The organism is Bacteroides neonati, assembly GCF_000499785.1.
GTDB classification, from domain to species: Bacteria; Bacteroidota; Bacteroidia; order Bacteroidales; family Bacteroidaceae; genus Bacteroides; species Bacteroides neonati.
In genome coordinates this window covers 358998-377908 of record NZ_HG726020.1, presented here as the reverse complement: position 1 = coordinate 377908, position 18911 = coordinate 358998, and the positions used below count along the sequence as shown (strand labels likewise).

The following is an 18911-nucleotide window of genomic DNA, read 5'->3' as shown; positions in this document are numbered from 1 at the left end:
AAGTTATTGATTATTAGTATCTTGTTTTCTTATTTTTAATTAGTTTTTATAATGCTTCTCTTTGTTTGCAAAAGAACTATTTTAATGCTGTGTTAAATACGTAGTTTCTGGGGCAATGAGTACGTAGTCTTTCATGCCAAGTCTATATACTCTTGTATAAATAGATCCGCACAAGACTAGATACAATTAACACTGTTAAAATGTAGATGGAATATTTTCTGACTCATACTAAAAAAAAAGAAAACAACCTGTCCTTTTTTTTAGTATGGATTGTATTATTAATAAACGAAGCATTCAGTACGATTCAAAAAATATAAAAATAGTGGGTAAACAGATTGAATTCAGAGATTCAGAAAGCTTGTTGCGTTATTGCAAAGGGCAATGTACGTCGGCAGAAGAAAAAGCGATAGAGGCAGAATTGGCTGCCTCTAATGAATTGCGTGAGCATTTACACCAGTTGCGCTTGTCGCTGGCCATTGCAGACGATATCGAGCTGATGGAAGATGTTGATGTAGAAGCAGGGTATCTACGAACACAGGGTATTATCAAGAGAAATCGAGCAAATCATTTCAAGGTTAATGTAATGCGTTACGCAGCTATGTTGTCACTTCCCTTGTTGCTCTCTTCTTTTATATTAGGATATTTATATTGGAGTCAGCCGATGGATGAGGTGGTTCAATATGCCGAGGTAACTACCCCTTCTGGTACAGTGATTCGTTATGAATTGCCCGACGGTTCTGTTGTTTGGCTTAATGCAGGTACCCGCTTGCGCTATCCGGTTAAGTTTTATGCAGACAAGCGCGAAGTGGAGTTAAATGGTGAAGCCTATTTCGATGTACAAGCCAATTCCGAATCTCCTTTCTATGTACATACCAAGAGTGGCATGAGCGTATATGTATATGGTACCCGTTTCAATGTGAATGCCTATTCGGACGAAACTTCGATTGAGACAACGCTAGAAGAGGGCAAGGTTAATGTGATTGTTCCTGACCTAAAAGGTCAAGTGAAATTAGAGCCCGGAGAGCGCTTTAGTTACGATAAAGCAACACATCAGTTACAAAAATCGCAAGTTGATGTGGATGAGAAAACTGCTTGGAAAGATGGGAAGCTAATTTTTCGTAATGCTGCACTTCCGGATGTGTTGAAGCGTTTATCACGACATTTCAATGTGGATATAGAATTACAAAATAAATCTGGAAAGGAATATCGTTATCGAGCCACTTTTAAAGACGAAACATTGCTACAGATACTTGATTATTTAAGTAAAACGGCAGAAATGAAGTGGGAGCAGGTTCAATCAGTCCAAAAGAAAGACGAAACTTTCACTAAAAATAAAATTATAGTAACCATATGAAAAACAGGCAGCCTATGATATAGAAAAATAAAAGAAAATAGGAAGAATACTGTTGGAGCAGCTATCCTTCCTACCTTAAAAAAATGAAGAGAGTCCGACCGAGTCTTGCAAATTCATACGGATCTCCCCATACCAAATAGTTTATTAATAATAACAAACTTTAGTTAACCGCAAAGATATGAAAAAAAAATATTCATTTATTGCAAGAAAATATAAATGTTCTTTAAATCTAAAACTTCCTTTAGCCATGAAGATTAGTTTCATAATGCTGTTTTTTGTAGCCTTTCAGTTGCAAGCCGCAACCGGATATGCGCAAAAAACCAATACTCCCATTCGTCTGTCTAATGTCACGGTTGAGTCTGTGCTGAATCAGATAGAGAAAAAGTCGGGATATGTATTCCTTTACAATAGTAAAACGATTAATAACAATCGGATAGTCTCAATTGATAATAAGAGTGACATTCCGGAAATGTTGCGCGAAATCTTTTCTGGAACGAATGTAAAATATACCATTGTTGATAATCAGATTATTCTTTCCGAGGGCAAATTAGATGTTGCTCAAGATAATGGCTTTCAACTCAAAGGTGTGGTGAAAGACAGTAAAGGAGAATCACTTATTGGGGTGACCGTACAAATTGAGGGAACAACCAATGGAACGGTAACCGGTTTGGATGGTGATTTCTCACTTAAAGTACAAAAGGGAAATACCGTTATTGTTTCTTATATCGGATATACAACCCAAAAGATTAAAATAGAAGACAGTAAACAACTTGCTATTACGATGGTAGAAGATGCTGAAGTGTTGGATGAGGTTGTGGTAACAGCACTGGGTATTAAGAGAAAATCGAAAGCATTGGGTTATAATGTGCAAGAAGTTAAGTCGAGTGAAGTTACAGCTGTAAAAGATGCTAACTTTGTAAAATCACTTACAGGAAAAGTTGCAGGTCTGCAAATTAATAGTAGCGCTTCAGGAATAGGCGGTGCTACAAAAGTGGTGATGCGTGGTTCTAAATCTATTTCAAAAAGTAATAATGTACTTTATGTGATAGATGGTGTTCCTATGAGTAACTCTCAAGGAGGAGTTTCTGAAGGACTTTTTTCAGGTCTTACGTCTGGAGAGGGAATTTCTGATATCAACCCTGAAGACATTGAAAGTATGTCAATTTTGACAGGACCATCAGCTGCTGCACTATATGGTAGTAATGCGGCTAACGGTGCTATTTTAATAACAACAAAGCAAGGCACAGAGGGCGAAGCAAAGATCGTATTTGCTCATAATACAGATTTTATGAAGCCTTTTGTTACTCCTCGTTTTCAAAATACTTATGGAAATAAAAAAGGAGAGTTTGCCAGTTGGGGGGATAAACTGGAAACCCCATCTTCTTATGATCCTATTGATTTTTTTCGTACAGGTTATAGCACAACAACTTCTCTTTCTATTTCTACAGGAACAAAGAAAAATCAGACATTTGCTTCGGCTTCTGTAACTAATTCAGGGGGTATAATTCCTAATAATGAATATAATAGATATAATTTTACGATAAAAAATACGAGTAGTTTTTTTAAAGATAAAGTGAATCTTGATCTTGGTTTTAGCTATATTGCTCAGGAAGATCAAAATATGTTAGCACAAGGACAATATTATAATCCATTACTTTCTGTTTATCTATTCCCAAGAGGAGAAAGCTTTGATAATGTCCGTCTTTATGAACGTTATGATGAAGGACGTAAAATTATGACTCAATATTGGCCATATGGAAATCAAGGTAAAGCTATGCAAAATCCTTATTGGATAGCAAATCGTAATGTTTTTACTAATAACAGAGATCGCTACATGGCTAATGTCGGATTACGCTATAAAGTGACAGAGTGGTTAAATGTTTCCGGACGCTTACGGTTAGATAATACGTTGTTACAGCATGATAGGCATCTTTATGCTTCGACTGATCCTTTGCATGCACGATCAAAAGGATATATGTTGACATTTAAAGATCAAAGTAGTGATAAATATGCTGATTTAATAGCTAATGTAAATAAACGATTTGAGCTATTTGATTTGACAGCTAATATTGGTACAAGTATTCATGATACAAAAAGTGATAGAAGTGGTACTTGTGGGCATTTATTGAAAAGTCCTAATTTCTTTGCTCTAAAAAATATAGATTTGTATGGTAGTGGAGCTGCTTTACTTCAAGAAGGTGATCAAAGACAAGCACAATCTATCTTTGCAAGCGCAGAAGTTGGATATAAAAGTATGATTTATGTAAGTGCTACAGCACGTAATGATTGGGATTCTTCTTTGATGGGCACTACTACTAAAAGTTTTTTTTATCCCTCAGTAGGTGTCTCTGCGGTTTTAACAGAAATGATGAAAATGCCAGATTGGGTAACTTTTTTGAAATTACGTGGCTCTTATAGTTCTGTCGGTAATGCACCGACGCCATACTTAGCTCATCCTACATATGCTTATACTGGTCAAGGGCAGATTTCAACTAATACCCATTACCCCATTAAGGACTTAAAACCAGAAAGAACAAAATCATATGAATTTGGAGTAAATCTAAAAATGTTTGATGGTAGATTGGGGTTAGATGCTACTTATTATAGATCAAATACTTATGACCAGATTTTTAAATCAACTTTATCACCTTCGTCAGGCTATTCTTCTTTTTATTTGCAGGCGGGAAATGTTGAGAACTGGGGAATAGAAACAATGCTTTCATTTAATGATACATTTGGAAAGTTAAGTTGGAACTCGAACCTGACTTTTAGTATGAATCGTAATAAAATAATAGAATTGGTTAGAAACTATCCAGACCCAATAACCGGTGAAACTCTTACTATTAATAGTTTGGAGATGAGTAAGACAGGATCTTATAGTATGATTCTAAAAGAAGGAGGTTCTATTGGTGATTTGTATACATCTAATAAGTTACGTGAAGACAATCAAGGGTTTATATACGTTGATCCTAATACAAATACTTTGCAAACAGTAGATTGCATACAGAAAGTAGGAAGTGCAAATCCTGATTTTAATCTTGGGTTCCGTAACTCATTTTCTTATAGGAATTTTAATCTTGGATTTTTATTTAACGCTCGTATTGGGGGTGAAGTTATATCAGCAACACAGGCAATAATGGATGCTTATGGAGTGTCAGAAGAATCGGCTATTGCACGTGATAATGGTGGTGTACTTGTGAACTATGGAAAACTAGATACGCAATATTATTATGAATATATTGGCAGTGGTGAAACTGGAATGCTTTCAAATTATGTGTACAGTGCTACAAATATTCGCTTGCAGGAACTAACATTTGGATACATGATGCCTAAGTCATGGTTTAACGATTATTTTTCATTAAATGTTTCATTTGTCGGACGCAATTTATGGATGATTTATAATAAAGCTCCATTTGACCCAGAGGTTATTGCTTCTACTGGAAACTATTACCAAGGAATTGATTATTTTATGCAACCTAGTTTAAGAAATATAGGTTTTAGTTTAAGAGTTGAATTTTAAAAAATAAAGATATAATTATGAAATTATTGCATAAGAATATATATAAAGGAATAGCTTATACTCTCTTTTTAGCCGTTTCTTTCGCTTGTACCGATGGTTTTGATAATAAAAAACCTTATCAACCTGATGGAGATGATTTGGATGGAGATAATTTTCGAGTTGGAGCTTTTTATGCCCAACTACAACAAAATGTGATATCTACAAATGATAATCAATATCAAAGGTCTCAAAACCTTGTAGGAGATATTTTCTCCGGTCACATGTCTGTAGTCAATAATTGGAATAGTAATAAAAATCATGCTACCTATTTTTTCTATGATAAATGGCAGGATGAGTGTTTTAAGAGTGTATATACAGGAGCTTTTGGTGCTTGGCTTGAGATCAAGAAAATTTTAGGATCTGATGAGAACTCTCATGCTTTTCAATTTGCTCAGATTTTGAAGGTTGCTTCTTTGCATAGATTTACAGATATGTGGGGACCAATTCCATATTCTAAGGTAGGAGGTGGGGGACTTACCTCTCCTTATGATAGTCAAGAAGAGGTATATAATCTCTTTTTTCAAGAGTTAGACAGAGCCATTGAAGTTTTGACTCTTTTTACAACTACTAATCCAGGTGCAGCTCCAATGGCAGATTACGATTTGGTTTATAAAGGTGATTATGTAAAATGGATAAAGTTTGCTAATTCGTTAAAGTTGCGTTTAGCTATGCGCATTGCATATGTAAATCCTACTTTAGCCAAACAGAAGGCAGAAGAATCTATAAAGCATTCTGTTGGAGTAATTCTTTCAAACAGTGATAATGCATCTATACAAACAGCTAATGGAATTAAAGTTGTAAATCCAATCTATACAATTGCTTTTGGATACAATGAAGTTCGTATGGGAGCAAGTATGCAGTCCTTTATGGGAGGATATGATGATCCTCGAATTTCTAGGTATTTTACCCAAGGTACTTTGAATAATCAAACGGGATATTTTGGTGTGCGTAATGGTATTCAAGTAAATAATGCTTCTGATTATAAGTTTTTTTCAGCACCTAATATTGAATCAGATACCCCTATTTTTTGGCTTACAGCTTCCGAAGTTGCTTTTTTGAAGGCAGAAGGAGCATTGCGCGGTTGGGATATGAATGGTGTTACAGCTCAAGAAGCTTATGAGGAGGGAATTCGACTCTCTTTTGCTCAATACGCTGTACCCGGATCCGATGATTATATGCAAGATGATACTAAGAAACCCATGAATTATGTGAACCCTCTTTATTCAGTACAAAATATTTCTCCAGCAACTTCCATCACTATAAAATGGGATGATACTGCCAATCTGGAAACTAAATTGGAGCGAATTATTACTCAAAAATGGATTGCACTTTACCCTAATGGGCAAGAGGCTTGGAGTGAGTTTAGACGTACTGGATATCCGAAAATCTTTCCGATAGTATATAATGCCAGTGGGAATATTGTTAATTCTAAAGTTCAGGTAAGACGTTTACCTTTCCCACCATGCGAATATATTAATAATACTGAGAATGTCCAAAATGCAGTGGATAAATGGCTAGGTGGTACTGATAATGGTGCTGTTAAACTGTGGTGGGATGCAAAATAATAATAATAAAACGAATAAAAATGAAACATATATTTAAATATCTCTTGTTTTTTATGGTGGGGTGTTTTGTGGTGTCTTCATGCGAAGATATGACTATGCCTGAAAAGATAACAATTCAAGACGTTGAAAATCGAATTGAAAAAACTCCAGAGTATTATGCCAATTTGAGGGCATATAAAAAAGCCGAACATCAATTGGCTTTTGGCTGGTTTGGATTTTGGAATGGAGGCACAACGTCGGGCCGTGGTGCATTGGCAGCTGCTCCTGATAGTATGGATATTATTTCAATTTGGGGGCCGACAAAATATAACTTGTCAGATAGACAAAAGGAAGATTTAAGGTATGTACAAGAGGTTTTAGGGACCAAAGTGATCTTTACTCTTTTCTCTCATAATCTAGTAAATTTGGGTTTCCCACCTGATGTTCTTGAGAATACAGCAGAAAATATCCCTTACGTTGCAAGAGCTTTGGCAGATTCAATTCAGAAATACGGATACGATGGTATTGATTTTGATCATGAATGTAGTGGTAATGACCTATTTTATAATAGCACGAATATGACGACATTATTACGCTGTATGCGAGAATACTTAGGGCCGGATAAATTAATTATAGTTGATGGACATATTAGCTATATAACAGAAGAGGGGTGGAAATATGCAGACTATGCAGTGTCTCAAGCATATGGTACCCAAAATCCCAGTAAGTTACAAGGGAGATGGGATAGCGTAAAAAAACGTATACGTCCACAGCAATTAATTGTTGCTGAAAACTTTGAGGCTTATTGGGAGACAGGAGGAACTAATTATGTGGATCAATATGGTAATAAAATGAGCTCATTGGAAGGTATGGCTAGGTGGCAGCCGGAAGACGCTAATGGGCCTAAAGGTGGTGTAGGTGTTTTTCATATGGAATATGAATATGCTCATAATCCTGATTATAAGTTTATGAGACAAGCCATTCAAATAATGAATCCTGCAGTAAAACCTTGATTGTATATGTTAAATGAAAAAATAGAAAATATGAAAAAAATATTATTCTGGGTCATCTTATTTGTTGGCTACGCCATTTTATCTTCATGTGAGGAAGAATTAGGTTCGAAAGAACTTTATGTCTATTTGCGTCCGAATAATGATGTAAATATAACTCGATCATATCTTCCCGACGGAAGTATGCCTGTAAGTATTGATAAATTAAAATTTCCAGTGAAATTGACTCGTGAAACGTCTGAGGATGTTAGGGTCGCTTTAGAGGTGAATCAAGAGCTTGTTGAACAATATAATAAACAGCACGGAACAAATTATAAGTCTCTTCCTAAAGAGTGCTTTTCTATCAAGAACTCAGAAGTCGTGATTTCTGCCGGAAATATAATGGATACGTGTTATGTTGATTTAAATTTGTTAAATATAAAGTCTGATGTTTATGTTCTCCCTATGAGCATTTCTACACTCTCTTCTAAGGATAAAGGAGTGGCAATAAGTTCTAATACTTCTACAGCGTTTACTATATTAAATGTCGGAAAAAACGTTTTTAATATTGATCAATCCACAGAAGATCTGGTGGGCGAAGAAGCTGATCGGACTCGTTGGTTGGTATCGACCTCTGATATTTATAACAATACAACGTATGATGCATCATATGTGAAAGATGGTGATATTGTTAGTGGATGGCGTGGAGCTAGTTATGCCTATAGTGAATTGATTGTAGATATGGGAGAAGTAAAGCCAATTAAAGGAGTAAAGATAGTGACGTTAACGGGTAACGTAGAATACCGTAATTATTTTGCAAACCCTAAACTCTTATCTATATGGGTTAGTGCTGATGGAGAAGATTGGTTGTGTTATGGTCAAAGTGGTACTTTAAATAGACCGGCTTCTGCTAGTTCACCTGCAATAACAAATACAATTAAATTTGTTTATGCAAAACCGGTAAGATACCTTAAGCTTAAGGTTGAACAGCATTATAGCTTATCACAAGGTGCAGGTATGGCTGAATTAAATTTTATTGAATAAATCATCAAAAAAAATACAAAAATGAAAATATTTACTTATTTATTACTTTTGTCGTTTTTAATGTCATGCAAACCTGAGTATGATATTACTGAAAATGCCGTTTATTTTACAGATGCACAATCTAAGATAGAGAAAATTGTTACAATTGATGAACTCGGAGCATCTACTATTATAACATCAAGATTAGCACGAAAGGTCGATTCTGATGTAAAGGTGAATTATCAAATTAATGAAAGTTTACTACAGGAATACAACAAGATCAATGGTACTAATTATAAGATGCTTCCTGCTGATTTTTATACCTTGTCTGATGCTGGTGAAGCTATTATTAGAGCAGGAGAAGTTACCGCAAGCCCTATTGAGTTGAATATTAAACCTTATGATGAGAGTTTTGAACCTTCTGATAGATTTGCGTTACCTATAGAAATACAAAAAGTTGACGGAGGTGTAAGTATATTGCAAACAAGTGCCAAAATGCTTGTAATACTGAATCAAATTATTGTAACTGATGTACCCTATTGGGGGAAGGGAATGAATGGGCTTAGTTTCAAACCGGAAACACCGATTGAAGCTTCTCAGTGGACCCTAGAATGGAATTTAAATTTGACTAAGTATAATCGGAATAACGTAACACTATGGAACATTGGCGGAAGCGGTACTTCTAGTGTTTATACTCGCTTTGGTGATGTAATATGTGATCAAAATCAATTCCAAGCAAAAATTGGAGGAAATATTCCACAAAGCTCAGCTAGATTTTCTGAAAACAAATGGTATCATATGGCATTTACCTATGATGGTACGAATATTCGATTATATGTAGATGGAGTTTTAGATTTTACAACTCCCCATGCAAAAGCAGGTGAAGTATTTAAGTTCGCTTCAATTGCTTTTGGAAATAATGGTGGAGTTCCATTAAATGGTTATGCTAATGAGTTAAGGGTTTGGACTGTTTGCCGCTCACAGGCTGAAATACTTAATAATATGTATGTCGTATCTCCTGATAGTGAAGGATTGATACTCTATTGGAAATGTAATGAAGGTGAAGGGACGAAAATAAAAGATTATACAAAAAATGGTTGGGATTCTTCATTCTTGGGAGATAATGTCTTATGGAAAATAGGGCAACGTTTCCCTGATGATGGCAAATAATCTATTATTAACGAACGGCAGTAGAAAACTAGTTGTGGACTTCTGCTGTCGTTCTTTTTTTGATATTATCGAGGGTAATATTATTATAAATCGACAGAAGTTGATCCTTTTTTAGGTTGTTATATCCTTAACTATTTAGTGTTAGCAAATTTCCTCTTAAAATCAAACTTATTGATTTTAGCGATTGCTGGCATGTCTATGGCTCGCTTTTAATATAATATTTTGGATATACCAAAGAACAGCAGGGTTGATGTTACTGAATTTAATGTCGATGAAGTAAATCTCTAGTATTGAGTTTTTGCTTTTGATTCACTAGGGGTTATAAGATAAAAATACGTTTTTATCTTATAACCCCTAGTTTATATACACAAACCGCATGAAAAAAAAGACATTGCTTATCCAATTATTACTTCTTTTTCCCTATTATTCTCTCGCCTCCAATGAGGCTTTGCCTCCAACCGATTCGGTAACTGCAACCACTTGCCATCACCATGAAAAAAAAACTCGAGTATTCATCTATACTCAACTCATATCACCTTCGTTATTGATTGGTTCGGGAGCTTTGGCTCTTTGTTCGCAGCGAATACGTTCGGTAGATAACCAGATAAATAGAGGAGTCAGTGCACAACACAAGCGGGTGAGCTATGACGATTATATTCAGTACGTTCCCACCGCGTCGGTCTTATTGTTGGAGGTATGTGGGGTGAAGTCGGAGAATGGTTTTAAAAAACAGGTGATCACTTTGCCCCTGTCTATCCTTTTGACAGCTACCTTGGTGAACGCAGGAAAATACTCGGTTCAAAGAATGCGTCCCGACCAATCTTCTAAAAATTCTTTTCCCTCGGGACATACGGCTACTGCTTTTATGGGAGCAGAGCTACTTCGCATGGAATATGGAAAAGAGTATCCGCTTATTGCAGCAACGGGTTATGCTTTGGCAGCAATGACTGGAGCTATGCGTATTTACAACAACAGGCATTTCTTGTCGGATGTATTGGCCGGTGCAGGAGTTGGGATACTGAGCGTCAGGATTGCCTATTGGTTGAGCCCTTATTTGAATGATATGTTATGGAAAAACAATATGAGCCGAAGTGGAGCGGTTCCCAGCCTATCACCCTATCTCATCAAAGATGGATACGGTGTTACTTTATCGTTCAACTTCTAAAAAAGACGTATTTGTATAGGGGGATTTAGATCTGGGTGAGTTATACTACTGAAGTTCATTAGCTAGCGAACAATCGAAGAGTTTATTTACAAATAAAAACAGGTTATAAAATGAAATTTAAATTATTGCTATTACTTTTGTTTTTGGCGTTAGGTGCCAACACTATTCATGCACAAGACATGGCGAAAAATAATCTGATTTATTCTCCTAAGCATGAAATAAGGCTATCAATTAGCGACGGGCTGACACTAAGCACAAGTTCATTTTTAGGAATGGGATTGGCTGATGCAATTACTGGAACGAGTCGATCTGACGCAAAATCATCGGGCGTAATAGGGGTCGGATATAGATATTCCATCGATCGATTCAGAGTGGGGGCTGATTTGGGATTCTCCCGAATAAGCAGTAAGATTACGTATGAGCAGGAGAAAACTCCTGCGGTAAAAGAGAACGTATTGAACTTTTTAATACTTCCAACCGGCGAATTTGTTTATTATAAACGAAGGTTGGTCGAGCTATACGGATCGGCAGCAGTAGGTGTTAATATGTCTAGGCAGACGCAAACGGGAATGACCAACGTTGGGAAATTGTTGATAGCCAATAATCAGTCTCGTTTTACAACTGAGTTTGCGTTTCAGGTGAATCCGATAGCTGTGCGAGTTGGAAACGACCGGATCGGAGGGTTTCTTGAAGCGGGTTTAGGCTACAGAGGATTTATCACCGCGGGAGTAAGTATGAGGTTTTAATTAAATAGAGATAGGCAATTGTGACAGTAGAGTTAGCGAGAAAAAAGCAGTTTAAGAATAGGTTTAATAAGAACTATTCGTCCTTATGTAATGTCGCTTACCGATTCATTCCCGACAGGGATGAGTGTGAGGATATTGTGCAGGAAACCTTTGTGGCTGTATGGAATAATGGTAAAGACTCTTTGCCGGAGAAGGAATTTGTTGCTTATATGGCTGGGGCGGTAAGGAATAATTGTATCTCTTTTCTACGCAAACGCAGACTGGATACTGTCTCTATAGATGAGGTCACCTCTTCGTCTGTCGTAATCTCTATCGATGATACGGATGATGAGAGAGAAAGAGTGATTGAAGATGTGCTCGAGAAAGCTCTTTCTATCTTGCCACCCAAATGCAGAGAGGTTTTTTTGATGAGTAAACTTAAAGGGATGAAGTATCGTGAAATAGCTGAAGCAACAGGAACATCCGAAAAAACCGTAGAAAATCACATGGGTAAAGCTATGAAAACTCTCCGGGAATATGTAACGAATCATCCGTTCTTTATTCTTTCGATTACATTAATATCAATCCTTATAACAACTATCAAGAGATGAAAAGTATAGAAAACATCGATCAGCTATTGGCTAGAGATTTTGCTAAAGAACCGATGACCGCCATTCAGCAAGCGGAACTTCAGGTGTGGATTGAGCATAACAAGGAAGAATACGAACATCTTCAAATATTATTAAGCGATAAGAGGAAGGTAGAAGAAGAGACGTTTGATAGTGCCAAAGCGTGGCTGACTGTAGAACCAAAGCTTGAGATAAAGAAAAAAGTAAACACAACATATCTATATAAAGTGGCCACATTCGCCGCCTCGATAGCCGTACTAATCGGTCTGGTTATATTCTTTACCCAAAGGGACGATTGGCAAGGTGTAACGCTGGCTAATAACAGTGTGGTCAGTCGCATAGTGACCCTACCGGACAGTTCAATGGTGACGCTGTATCCGAATTCGAAAATTGTATACAAGGGGTATAAGAGTCGAGGAAAACGGCTGCTCACACTATCAGGAAAGGCCTTCTTCGATATCCGGAGAAATGTGAAGCGCCCTTTTGTTATTCAAGCGTACAATGTGCAGGTAGAGGTATTGGGCACTTCATTTTTGATAGATGCCAAGGCAGAAAACAGGGCGAATGTGTTTGTTAAGAGTGGAACAGTAAAGGTGACGGCTGATGAGAAGAAGATAATATTGCAAGCCAATCAACAGGCAACAGTTGCAGATGGGAAGATTATAAAAGGAGAAATAAGGGATGAAGGGGTGTTTTTCGGCAATGAGGTACGTACGCTAAACCTCGTCAATACACCTATTGTAGAAGTGATCAGCGAGTTAGAACAAGTTTATAACGTAAAGATAGAGTTGGATCAAACGATAAAAAACAACAGGATCACAACCCGGTTAAAATTGAATGAACTTGACCCGATATTAGTCGAATTAAGTTATATTTGCAAGTGTAAATATAAAAAGATCGCTGAAGATCATTATAAGCTCTACCATGACTAAATCGTAAATGAAATTAAAACTTGTTTTAGTAGGGTTTGTATGTTGTCTGTTTATGCAGGTAGCAGCACAATCTCAATCAGTTAATCATGTAGCAGAAGAAATGGTAAAGATTACCACTTCTTCTGCTACTGTACATGAGTGGTTTAAACTTATAGAAGAGCAAGGAGTGGTGTTAGCCTACAATCCACAGCTCATTGATCTTGATAAGGTGCAACATATTACGCAAAAACAGATGACCGTACAGCAGATATTGGAAAAAATACTCAACGACTATAAGTTTAGGACTATTCCGGTAGAAACTGATAAGTTGATAATACAGATTGATGGAAAAAGAGAGCTTGTAGTATCGGGAGTTATCAGAGAGAAAACCACTGGCGAAAGGCTTTACGGCGCGATAGTCATGTTTAGGAAAGAGACCCAAAAACCTACATTCGTTTTAACCGATAGCAGGGGCTGGTTTACGTTGAACCTCCTTCCGGGAGATTATAACATTGAAGTACAATATATGGGATATGCTTCTTTCCAACAAGAAATGAAAATAAGAAGCGAAAGAGTTTTGAAGATTGAACTCTCGCCTGTTTCTATTGAGCTTGAAGAAGTGACTATAAAGCCACGAAACGGAACGACTGAACTTAATGAAGCAACACCTTCGAATATGCTCTCTTTCAATAGCTATGACCTTTTCTCGCAAATCAATATTCTGCCTGGTGTGATTGGGTCGATGGCCGGAGGTAATCTCCAAGTCAATGGGGGAGGAGGAGATGAAAACCTGATGTTACTGGACGGAGTACCTATCTATCACCCCAGCCATATCAATTCTATGCTATCACCCTTTAACGGAGATGCAATAAAGAATGTTACATTTCATAAGAGTTTCTTTCCTACAGAATATGAAGGTCGATTGTCATCCATTACAGATATAAAACTGAAAGAGGGAAACAAACAGAAATATTCGCAAACCTTGACATTGGATATGCCTGCAGCCTCTGTCTTGTTGGAGGGACCTATTATCAAGAATAAATTATCTTATATGCTCGGGGGAAGACGAAGTTGGCTCGATTTTTTTGATGGTCTATTATCAGAAGAATACCGACTTAACCACTCTTTCTATGACTTCAATGCTAAACTCTCGTACGATATTAATGAACGCTCGTCTATTCAAATAATGGCCTATAAGACCAATGATAACTATTTCTATCCGGAGGAGAAGGAGAAACTGCGTTCGGTATTGAACTGGGATAACGATCTGTATGCTGTTACGTTCAATACGGTATGGGCTAAAAAGTTGATAAATACGAATACGCTGGCATATTCGTCGTATAGTAACAAGGTTTATGCACCTCTGCTCGGTTTTAATTTGGAAAAGGATATTAGAGGAGGTGTCAAGGAATTTTCATTTTCATCTAATTTCAGTTATGATATTCATCAGATGTATACTCTTTCGGGTGGAATGAGAGCGTCTCGCGAACGGTTTGATATGGCTGTGTTTGGAGATACAATAACGACACTTAAAGAGCCAATTACGCAGCTGTCTTTCTTTTATGATATGAAGGTGCGTGTTACAGATAAATTGTATAGCCAATTCGGTGTCAACTTAGTGGGCTATCTGCCGCAAAACTCTCGTTACTATTATAGTATTCAGCCACGTTTTTCTCTTAAATATGTAGTGAGTAAGAATAACCTTTTATATGTAGGTATTTCAAAAATGCAGCAATTCTATCATTATCTAAGGCTTGGGTTAATGCCTATGCCAACCGATTTTAGAATGCCAAGTATTATGGGGTTCAAACCGAGTATCTCGGGACATTATGAGATAGGCTGGAAGCATTTTCTGGAACACGGCTATATGGAGGGTTCTGTGTATTATAAGCAGAGACGAAACATCATGGCACTTCGGCCGGAAATTTATCCAACAGACAATGCTTGGGAAAAATACATTATGAGTGGAAAAGGGGAGAGCTATGGGATTAAATTCTTCTCATATAACGATTGGAGAAAGTTTACTTTACAGTTTGCCTATTCATATGCGCGTAGTAAAGAGTGGTATAACGACTTGAAAGATAAAGGAAAAGTTCCCTCATTGCACGATATTCCTCATTCATTCAACCTGGGTATGACTTATAAGTTCACACCTTTCTCAGGTATTTCAATTGGAACGTTTTTGCAATCGGGCAAAATAAAAAGTGTAAATGAGGAAGATGAATTATTACCTATAGAGCAGTTTAGAAGTCAACGTGAGAATGTAAATTACAGATTAGATGCTAGTTATAACTATACGAAAGTTTTTAAAGGGCGTGATGCCCGATTGATGTTTCGTATAGGGCTTTACAATATTATAGGAAACCCTTCGGAAGAGGATGCCATAAGCATGTACTCCATCAACTTCGATAATCACTGCCTACCTTATGGGAGCATTTCATTCAAATTTTAAGGCATCAATTGGACGAAAAGTAATGAAGACTTTTTGATTAGCAGCAACATTTATTATAGATAAATACATAAATCATAAGTACGAATAGCTGTAGCAGGAAATTTAGGGATAAAACATAAAACTTTTTTCTCATAACATACACTCTTTACTGTAAAAACTAAATAGGAAGTTCGAATCCCTATTTGTAGACAGATGAAAAAGGCTTTTTTAACAAAAAAGTATTTCCTACGAACTTGGGAAGTATAATCAACACTATTTTACTGCTTTATTTCATAGTTTGATGAGGAGGATTGTTTTACAATTAGTATCTTTGTCCGGAAAAAAGTACTATGAATATAAAATCGATACTATCAGCCTCATTGGCTTTGACTGGTTTTTGTAATCAGCCATGTTTTGCGCAGAAACCCAACATACTTTTTATATTGGTGGATGATATGCAGTCTGATGCTATTTGCGCATTGGGAAATAAAGATGTGGAAACACCTTTTATTGATGGACTAATAAGGCGAGGTGTGACATTCACTCATACTTATACAAATGGAGCTTTATGCGGAGCACTCTCTATGCCTAGTCGGGCTATGCTGATAAGCGGAAGAGGAGTGTTCGAGGTGCAAAGCGATGGATTGAAAATCCCTGAATGTCATACTACGCTTCCCGAGCAGTTGAGGAAAAACGGATATCAAACGTTTGCAACGGGCAAGTGGCACTCCGATAAGGCATCCTTTAATCGCTCGTTTGCCAGCGGTGAGAATATCTTTTTAGGAGGAATGCATACATACGAAACTAACGGACATTGCTCTCCCTTGCTTCGCCATTATGATCCTACGGGTGCATATAATGAAAAAGCTTTTGTGGGTACCGATTTTTCTTCTAAAATGTTTGCCGATGCAACCGTGAATTTTTTAGATAGCGTAAAAGCAGATAAGCAACCTTTCATGGTTTATGTCGCTTTCACTTCTCCGCATGATCCGAGAAACCAATTACCGGACTATGGGAAAAAATACATAGCTAACCGCTTGTCGGTACCGGTGAATTTTCTTCCGCAACATCCATTTGATAATGGTGAACTAACCGTACGCGATGAACAAGTGCTGCCTACGCCACGTACTGCTGCACAAATACAAAAAGAACTGGCTTTCTATTATGGAATGGTAAGCGAGGTCGATTTTCAAATTGGTCGGATTTTGAAGAAACTCGAAGAGACCGGAGAGAGTGAAAATACGATTATCGTGTTTGCATCGGATAATGGATTGGCTATGGGACAAAACGGATTGCTGGGCAAACAAAGTCTGTATGATCATAGCGTAGGAGTGCCATTGGCTATAATTGATCCCAGAAGTAAGGTTGCAGGAAAACGAAGTGATGCGTTGTGCTACCTTTACGATATATATCCTACTCTTTGCGACCTTGTGGGTGTTGATATCCCGTCTTCGGTAACGGGGCGGTCATTGAAAAAAATAATGGAAGGTCGGCAGACTACACACCGTGAATCGTTGTTTTTGGCTTACTCAAACTTGCAAAGAGGATTGATTTATAATGGATATAAATACATTATATACAATGTAGAAGGAAAAATTACAGAGCAGCTCTTCAACTTGAAGAAAGATCCATGGGAAATGAAGAATATTGCCGATAAGGAGTCGCATTTAACGGCTGCTTATCGTAAACGACTCAGCGAAGAGATGAAGCGCAACAACGATTTTTGTGACCTGAACAGCCCTACGTGGTGGAAGGATGGACATAAATTAACTTGGGATGAACTAATAAAACTATATGTATTTGATGAAAAATAGAATGATATGAAAAACACTTATAAATCTATACATTATTTCCTCTTATCGGTAGTGGCAACACCAGCTTTTGCCGGAAATGTATCGAAAGACTCTCCCGTGGATAAACCGGATAAACCAAATATTCTTTTTATTCTCAGTGATGACCATACTGCGCAGGCATGGGGAATTTATGGAGGGGTACTGGCCGATTATGTCCAGAATCAGCATATTAGACGATTGGCCTCGGAAGGAACGGTTCTGGATAATTGTTTCTGTACCAATTCGATATCGGTACCTAGTAGAGCCGCTATTCTGACCGGACAATACAGTCATCGGAACGGCGTATATACACTGGATGATTCCTTGGCTACCTCGTTGCCTACGCTGGCAACGACTCTTCAAAAAGGGGGATACCATACGGCACTTGTCGGTAAGTGGCACCTGAAATCCCAACCGCAAGGGTTTGATTATTATTCGATCTTTCACGATCAGGGAGAGTATGTTGATCCTACGTTTATCAATAGTACGGACCCTTGGCCGGGAAACCGAAATTTTGGGGAGCGTGTACATGGCTTTTCTACAGATATTGTCACTGATAAGGCCATAAAATGGCTTAAACAACAGGATAAAGAGCAACCGTTTCTCATGTGTTGCCATTTTAAGGCAACACATGAGCCTTATGACTATCCTGCACGTATGAAACATCTCTATGATGGCGTCGTTTTTCCGGAGCCGGATAATTTACTTGACTGGGGACCCGAAACGACTGGGAGAACCTTTGAGGGACAGACTCTTGAAACGATTGGACGCAATTGGATGAAAGCATCCGATGATCCGGATAAATGGTGGTGTCGCTATCCGGGGCTTCCTTTCTCAACCAAAGGCATGAACCGGACGGTGGCTCGGAAAGCTACTTATCAGAAATTAATAAAAGATTATTTACGATGTGGGGCTACAGTCGACGATAATATCGGTCGCTTACTGGAAACACTCGATGAGATGGGTATTGCCAATAATACAATTGTAGTGTATGTTTCCGATCAAGGATACTTTCTGGGTGAGCATGGTTTTTATGATAAACGAATGTTTTATGAAGAATCGGCTCGTATGCCTTTTGTGATCCGATATCCGGAAAAGGTTCCTGCGGGTAAACGTTTGAACGACTTAATCCTGAACGTTGATTTTGCTCCGACATTGATTGAACTTGCAGGTATGAATGAGATGGAAGGCGCACAAGGCAGGAGTTTTAGCAAGAATCTGTGTGAAAAAACTCCGGCAGATTGGCGTAAAAGTATTTATTATCGTTATTGGACACAGCACAGCATTCGACCGGCACACATCGGTATTCGAAATGATCGTTATAAACTGATCTTTCTTTATGGAGACAAACTGCATACATTGGGGTCCTCCGATGAAGTGTCGGTTCCATCGTGGGAGTTTTTTGATCTTCAAAATGATCCTAAAGAAAATCGGAATGCTTATAACGATAAGAAATATGCTTCCATTATCAAAGAAATGAAAAAAGAGTTACTTAAATTGCGTGAAGAATGTGGAGATACCGATGAGCATTCTCTGCGGATGAAAGAAATAATAAAAACAAACTTCAACGAATAAAACC

General features: G+C 37.5%; 13 protein-coding genes. All 13 read left to right on the top strand.

Annotation, left to right across the window (positions count from 1 at the left end; translation table 11 throughout):
- Positions 1-496: 496 nt before the first annotated feature.
- The 13 genes from TY03_RS04610 (at position 497) to TY03_RS04550 (ending at position 18907) form a co-directional block, all read left to right on the top strand.
- Positions 497-1354, top strand: coding sequence for a FecR family protein (locus TY03_RS04610; RefSeq protein WP_230201945.1), 858 nt, complete (start codon positions 497-499; stop codon positions 1352-1354).
- 178 nt (positions 1355-1532) lie between these two features.
- Positions 1533-4874, top strand: coding sequence for a SusC/RagA family TonB-linked outer membrane protein (locus tag TY03_RS04605; RefSeq protein WP_230201898.1), 3342 nt, complete (start codon positions 1533-1535; stop codon positions 4872-4874).
- A 17-nt stretch (positions 4875-4891) separates the two neighbouring features.
- Entirely contained in the window at positions 4892-6478 is a 1587-nt protein-coding gene (locus tag TY03_RS04600; protein ID WP_042367810.1) for a RagB/SusD family nutrient uptake outer membrane protein, read from the top strand.
- Between the two features lie 20 nt (positions 6479-6498).
- The gene (locus tag TY03_RS04595; protein ID WP_042367808.1) at positions 6499-7470 is read left to right on the top strand and encodes a glycoside hydrolase family 18; all 972 of its coding nucleotides are present in this window, start codon (positions 6499-6501) and stop codon (positions 7468-7470) included.
- A gap of 30 nt (positions 7471-7500) precedes the next feature.
- On the top strand, positions 7501-8490 hold the full coding sequence (locus TY03_RS04590) for a BT_3987 domain-containing protein (protein ID WP_187373971.1): 990 nt from the start codon (positions 7501-7503) through the stop codon (positions 8488-8490).
- A gap of 21 nt (positions 8491-8511) precedes the next feature.
- Positions 8512-9639 (top strand): DUF1735 and LamG domain-containing protein, encoded by a 1128-nt coding sequence (locus TY03_RS04585; protein ID WP_081713046.1) that lies wholly within the window; start codon positions 8512-8514, stop codon positions 9637-9639.
- A 376-nt stretch (positions 9640-10015) separates the two neighbouring features.
- Positions 10016-10804 (top strand): phosphatase PAP2 family protein, encoded by a 789-nt coding sequence (locus TY03_RS04580; protein WP_042367802.1) that lies wholly within the window; start codon positions 10016-10018, stop codon positions 10802-10804.
- 110 nt (positions 10805-10914) lie between these two features.
- A complete protein-coding gene (locus TY03_RS04575; RefSeq protein WP_042367800.1) occupies positions 10915-11550 on the top strand; it encodes a hypothetical protein in 636 nt (211 codons plus the stop codon).
- Positions 11551-11570: 20 nt separating this feature from the next.
- The gene (locus TY03_RS04570) at positions 11571-12140 is read left to right on the top strand and encodes an RNA polymerase sigma factor (protein WP_042367798.1); all 570 of its coding nucleotides are present in this window, start codon (positions 11571-11573) and stop codon (positions 12138-12140) included.
- Positions 12137-13090 carry a FecR family protein gene (locus TY03_RS04565; RefSeq protein ID WP_042367795.1) on the top strand — a complete coding sequence of 318 codons (954 nt, stop codon included), beginning with the start codon at positions 12137-12139 and terminating at the stop codon, positions 13088-13090. The genes TY03_RS04570 and TY03_RS04565 overlap by 4 nt, the downstream gene beginning before the upstream one ends.
- 7 nt (positions 13091-13097) lie before the next feature.
- Complete coding sequence (locus TY03_RS04560) at positions 13098-15521, top strand: TonB-dependent receptor (protein WP_042367794.1); 2424 nt, start codon at positions 13098-13100, stop codon at positions 15519-15521.
- Positions 15522-15850: 329 nt separating this feature from the next.
- Positions 15851-17314 (top strand): sulfatase-like hydrolase/transferase, encoded by a 1464-nt coding sequence (locus tag TY03_RS04555; RefSeq protein ID WP_081713045.1) that lies wholly within the window; start codon positions 15851-15853, stop codon positions 17312-17314.
- 6 nt (positions 17315-17320) lie between these two features.
- On the top strand, positions 17321-18907 hold the full coding sequence (locus tag TY03_RS04550) for a sulfatase family protein (RefSeq protein ID WP_081713044.1): 1587 nt from the start codon (positions 17321-17323) through the stop codon (positions 18905-18907).
- Positions 18908-18911 lie beyond the last annotated feature (4 nt).

Excerpts from the sequence above, each read along its gene's own strand:
- TY03_RS04610 (WP_230201945.1), top strand. The coding sequence starts at position 497 with ATGGAAGATGTTGATGTAGAAGCAGGGTATCTACGAACACAGGGTATT.
- TY03_RS04605 (WP_230201898.1), top strand. The coding sequence starts at position 1,533 with ATGAAAAAAAAATATTCATTTATTGCAAGAAAATATAAATGTTCTTTA.
- TY03_RS04600 (WP_042367810.1), top strand. The coding sequence starts at position 4,892 with ATGAAATTATTGCATAAGAATATATATAAAGGAATAGCTTATACTCTC.
- TY03_RS04595 (WP_042367808.1), top strand. The coding sequence starts at position 6,499 with ATGAAACATATATTTAAATATCTCTTGTTTTTTATGGTGGGGTGTTTT.
- TY03_RS04590 (WP_187373971.1), top strand. The coding sequence starts at position 7,501 with ATGAAAAAAATATTATTCTGGGTCATCTTATTTGTTGGCTACGCCATT.
- TY03_RS04585 (WP_081713046.1), top strand. The coding sequence starts at position 8,512 with ATGAAAATATTTACTTATTTATTACTTTTGTCGTTTTTAATGTCATGC.
- TY03_RS04580 (WP_042367802.1), top strand. The coding sequence starts at position 10,016 with ATGAAAAAAAAGACATTGCTTATCCAATTATTACTTCTTTTTCCCTAT.
- TY03_RS04575 (WP_042367800.1), top strand. The coding sequence starts at position 10,915 with ATGAAATTTAAATTATTGCTATTACTTTTGTTTTTGGCGTTAGGTGCC.
- TY03_RS04565 (WP_042367795.1), top strand. The coding sequence starts at position 12,137 with ATGAAAAGTATAGAAAACATCGATCAGCTATTGGCTAGAGATTTTGCT.
- TY03_RS04560 (WP_042367794.1), top strand. The coding sequence starts at position 13,098 with ATGAAATTAAAACTTGTTTTAGTAGGGTTTGTATGTTGTCTGTTTATG.
- TY03_RS04555 (WP_081713045.1), top strand. The coding sequence starts at position 15,851 with ATGAATATAAAATCGATACTATCAGCCTCATTGGCTTTGACTGGTTTT.
- TY03_RS04550 (WP_081713044.1), top strand. The coding sequence starts at position 17,321 with ATGAAAAACACTTATAAATCTATACATTATTTCCTCTTATCGGTAGTG.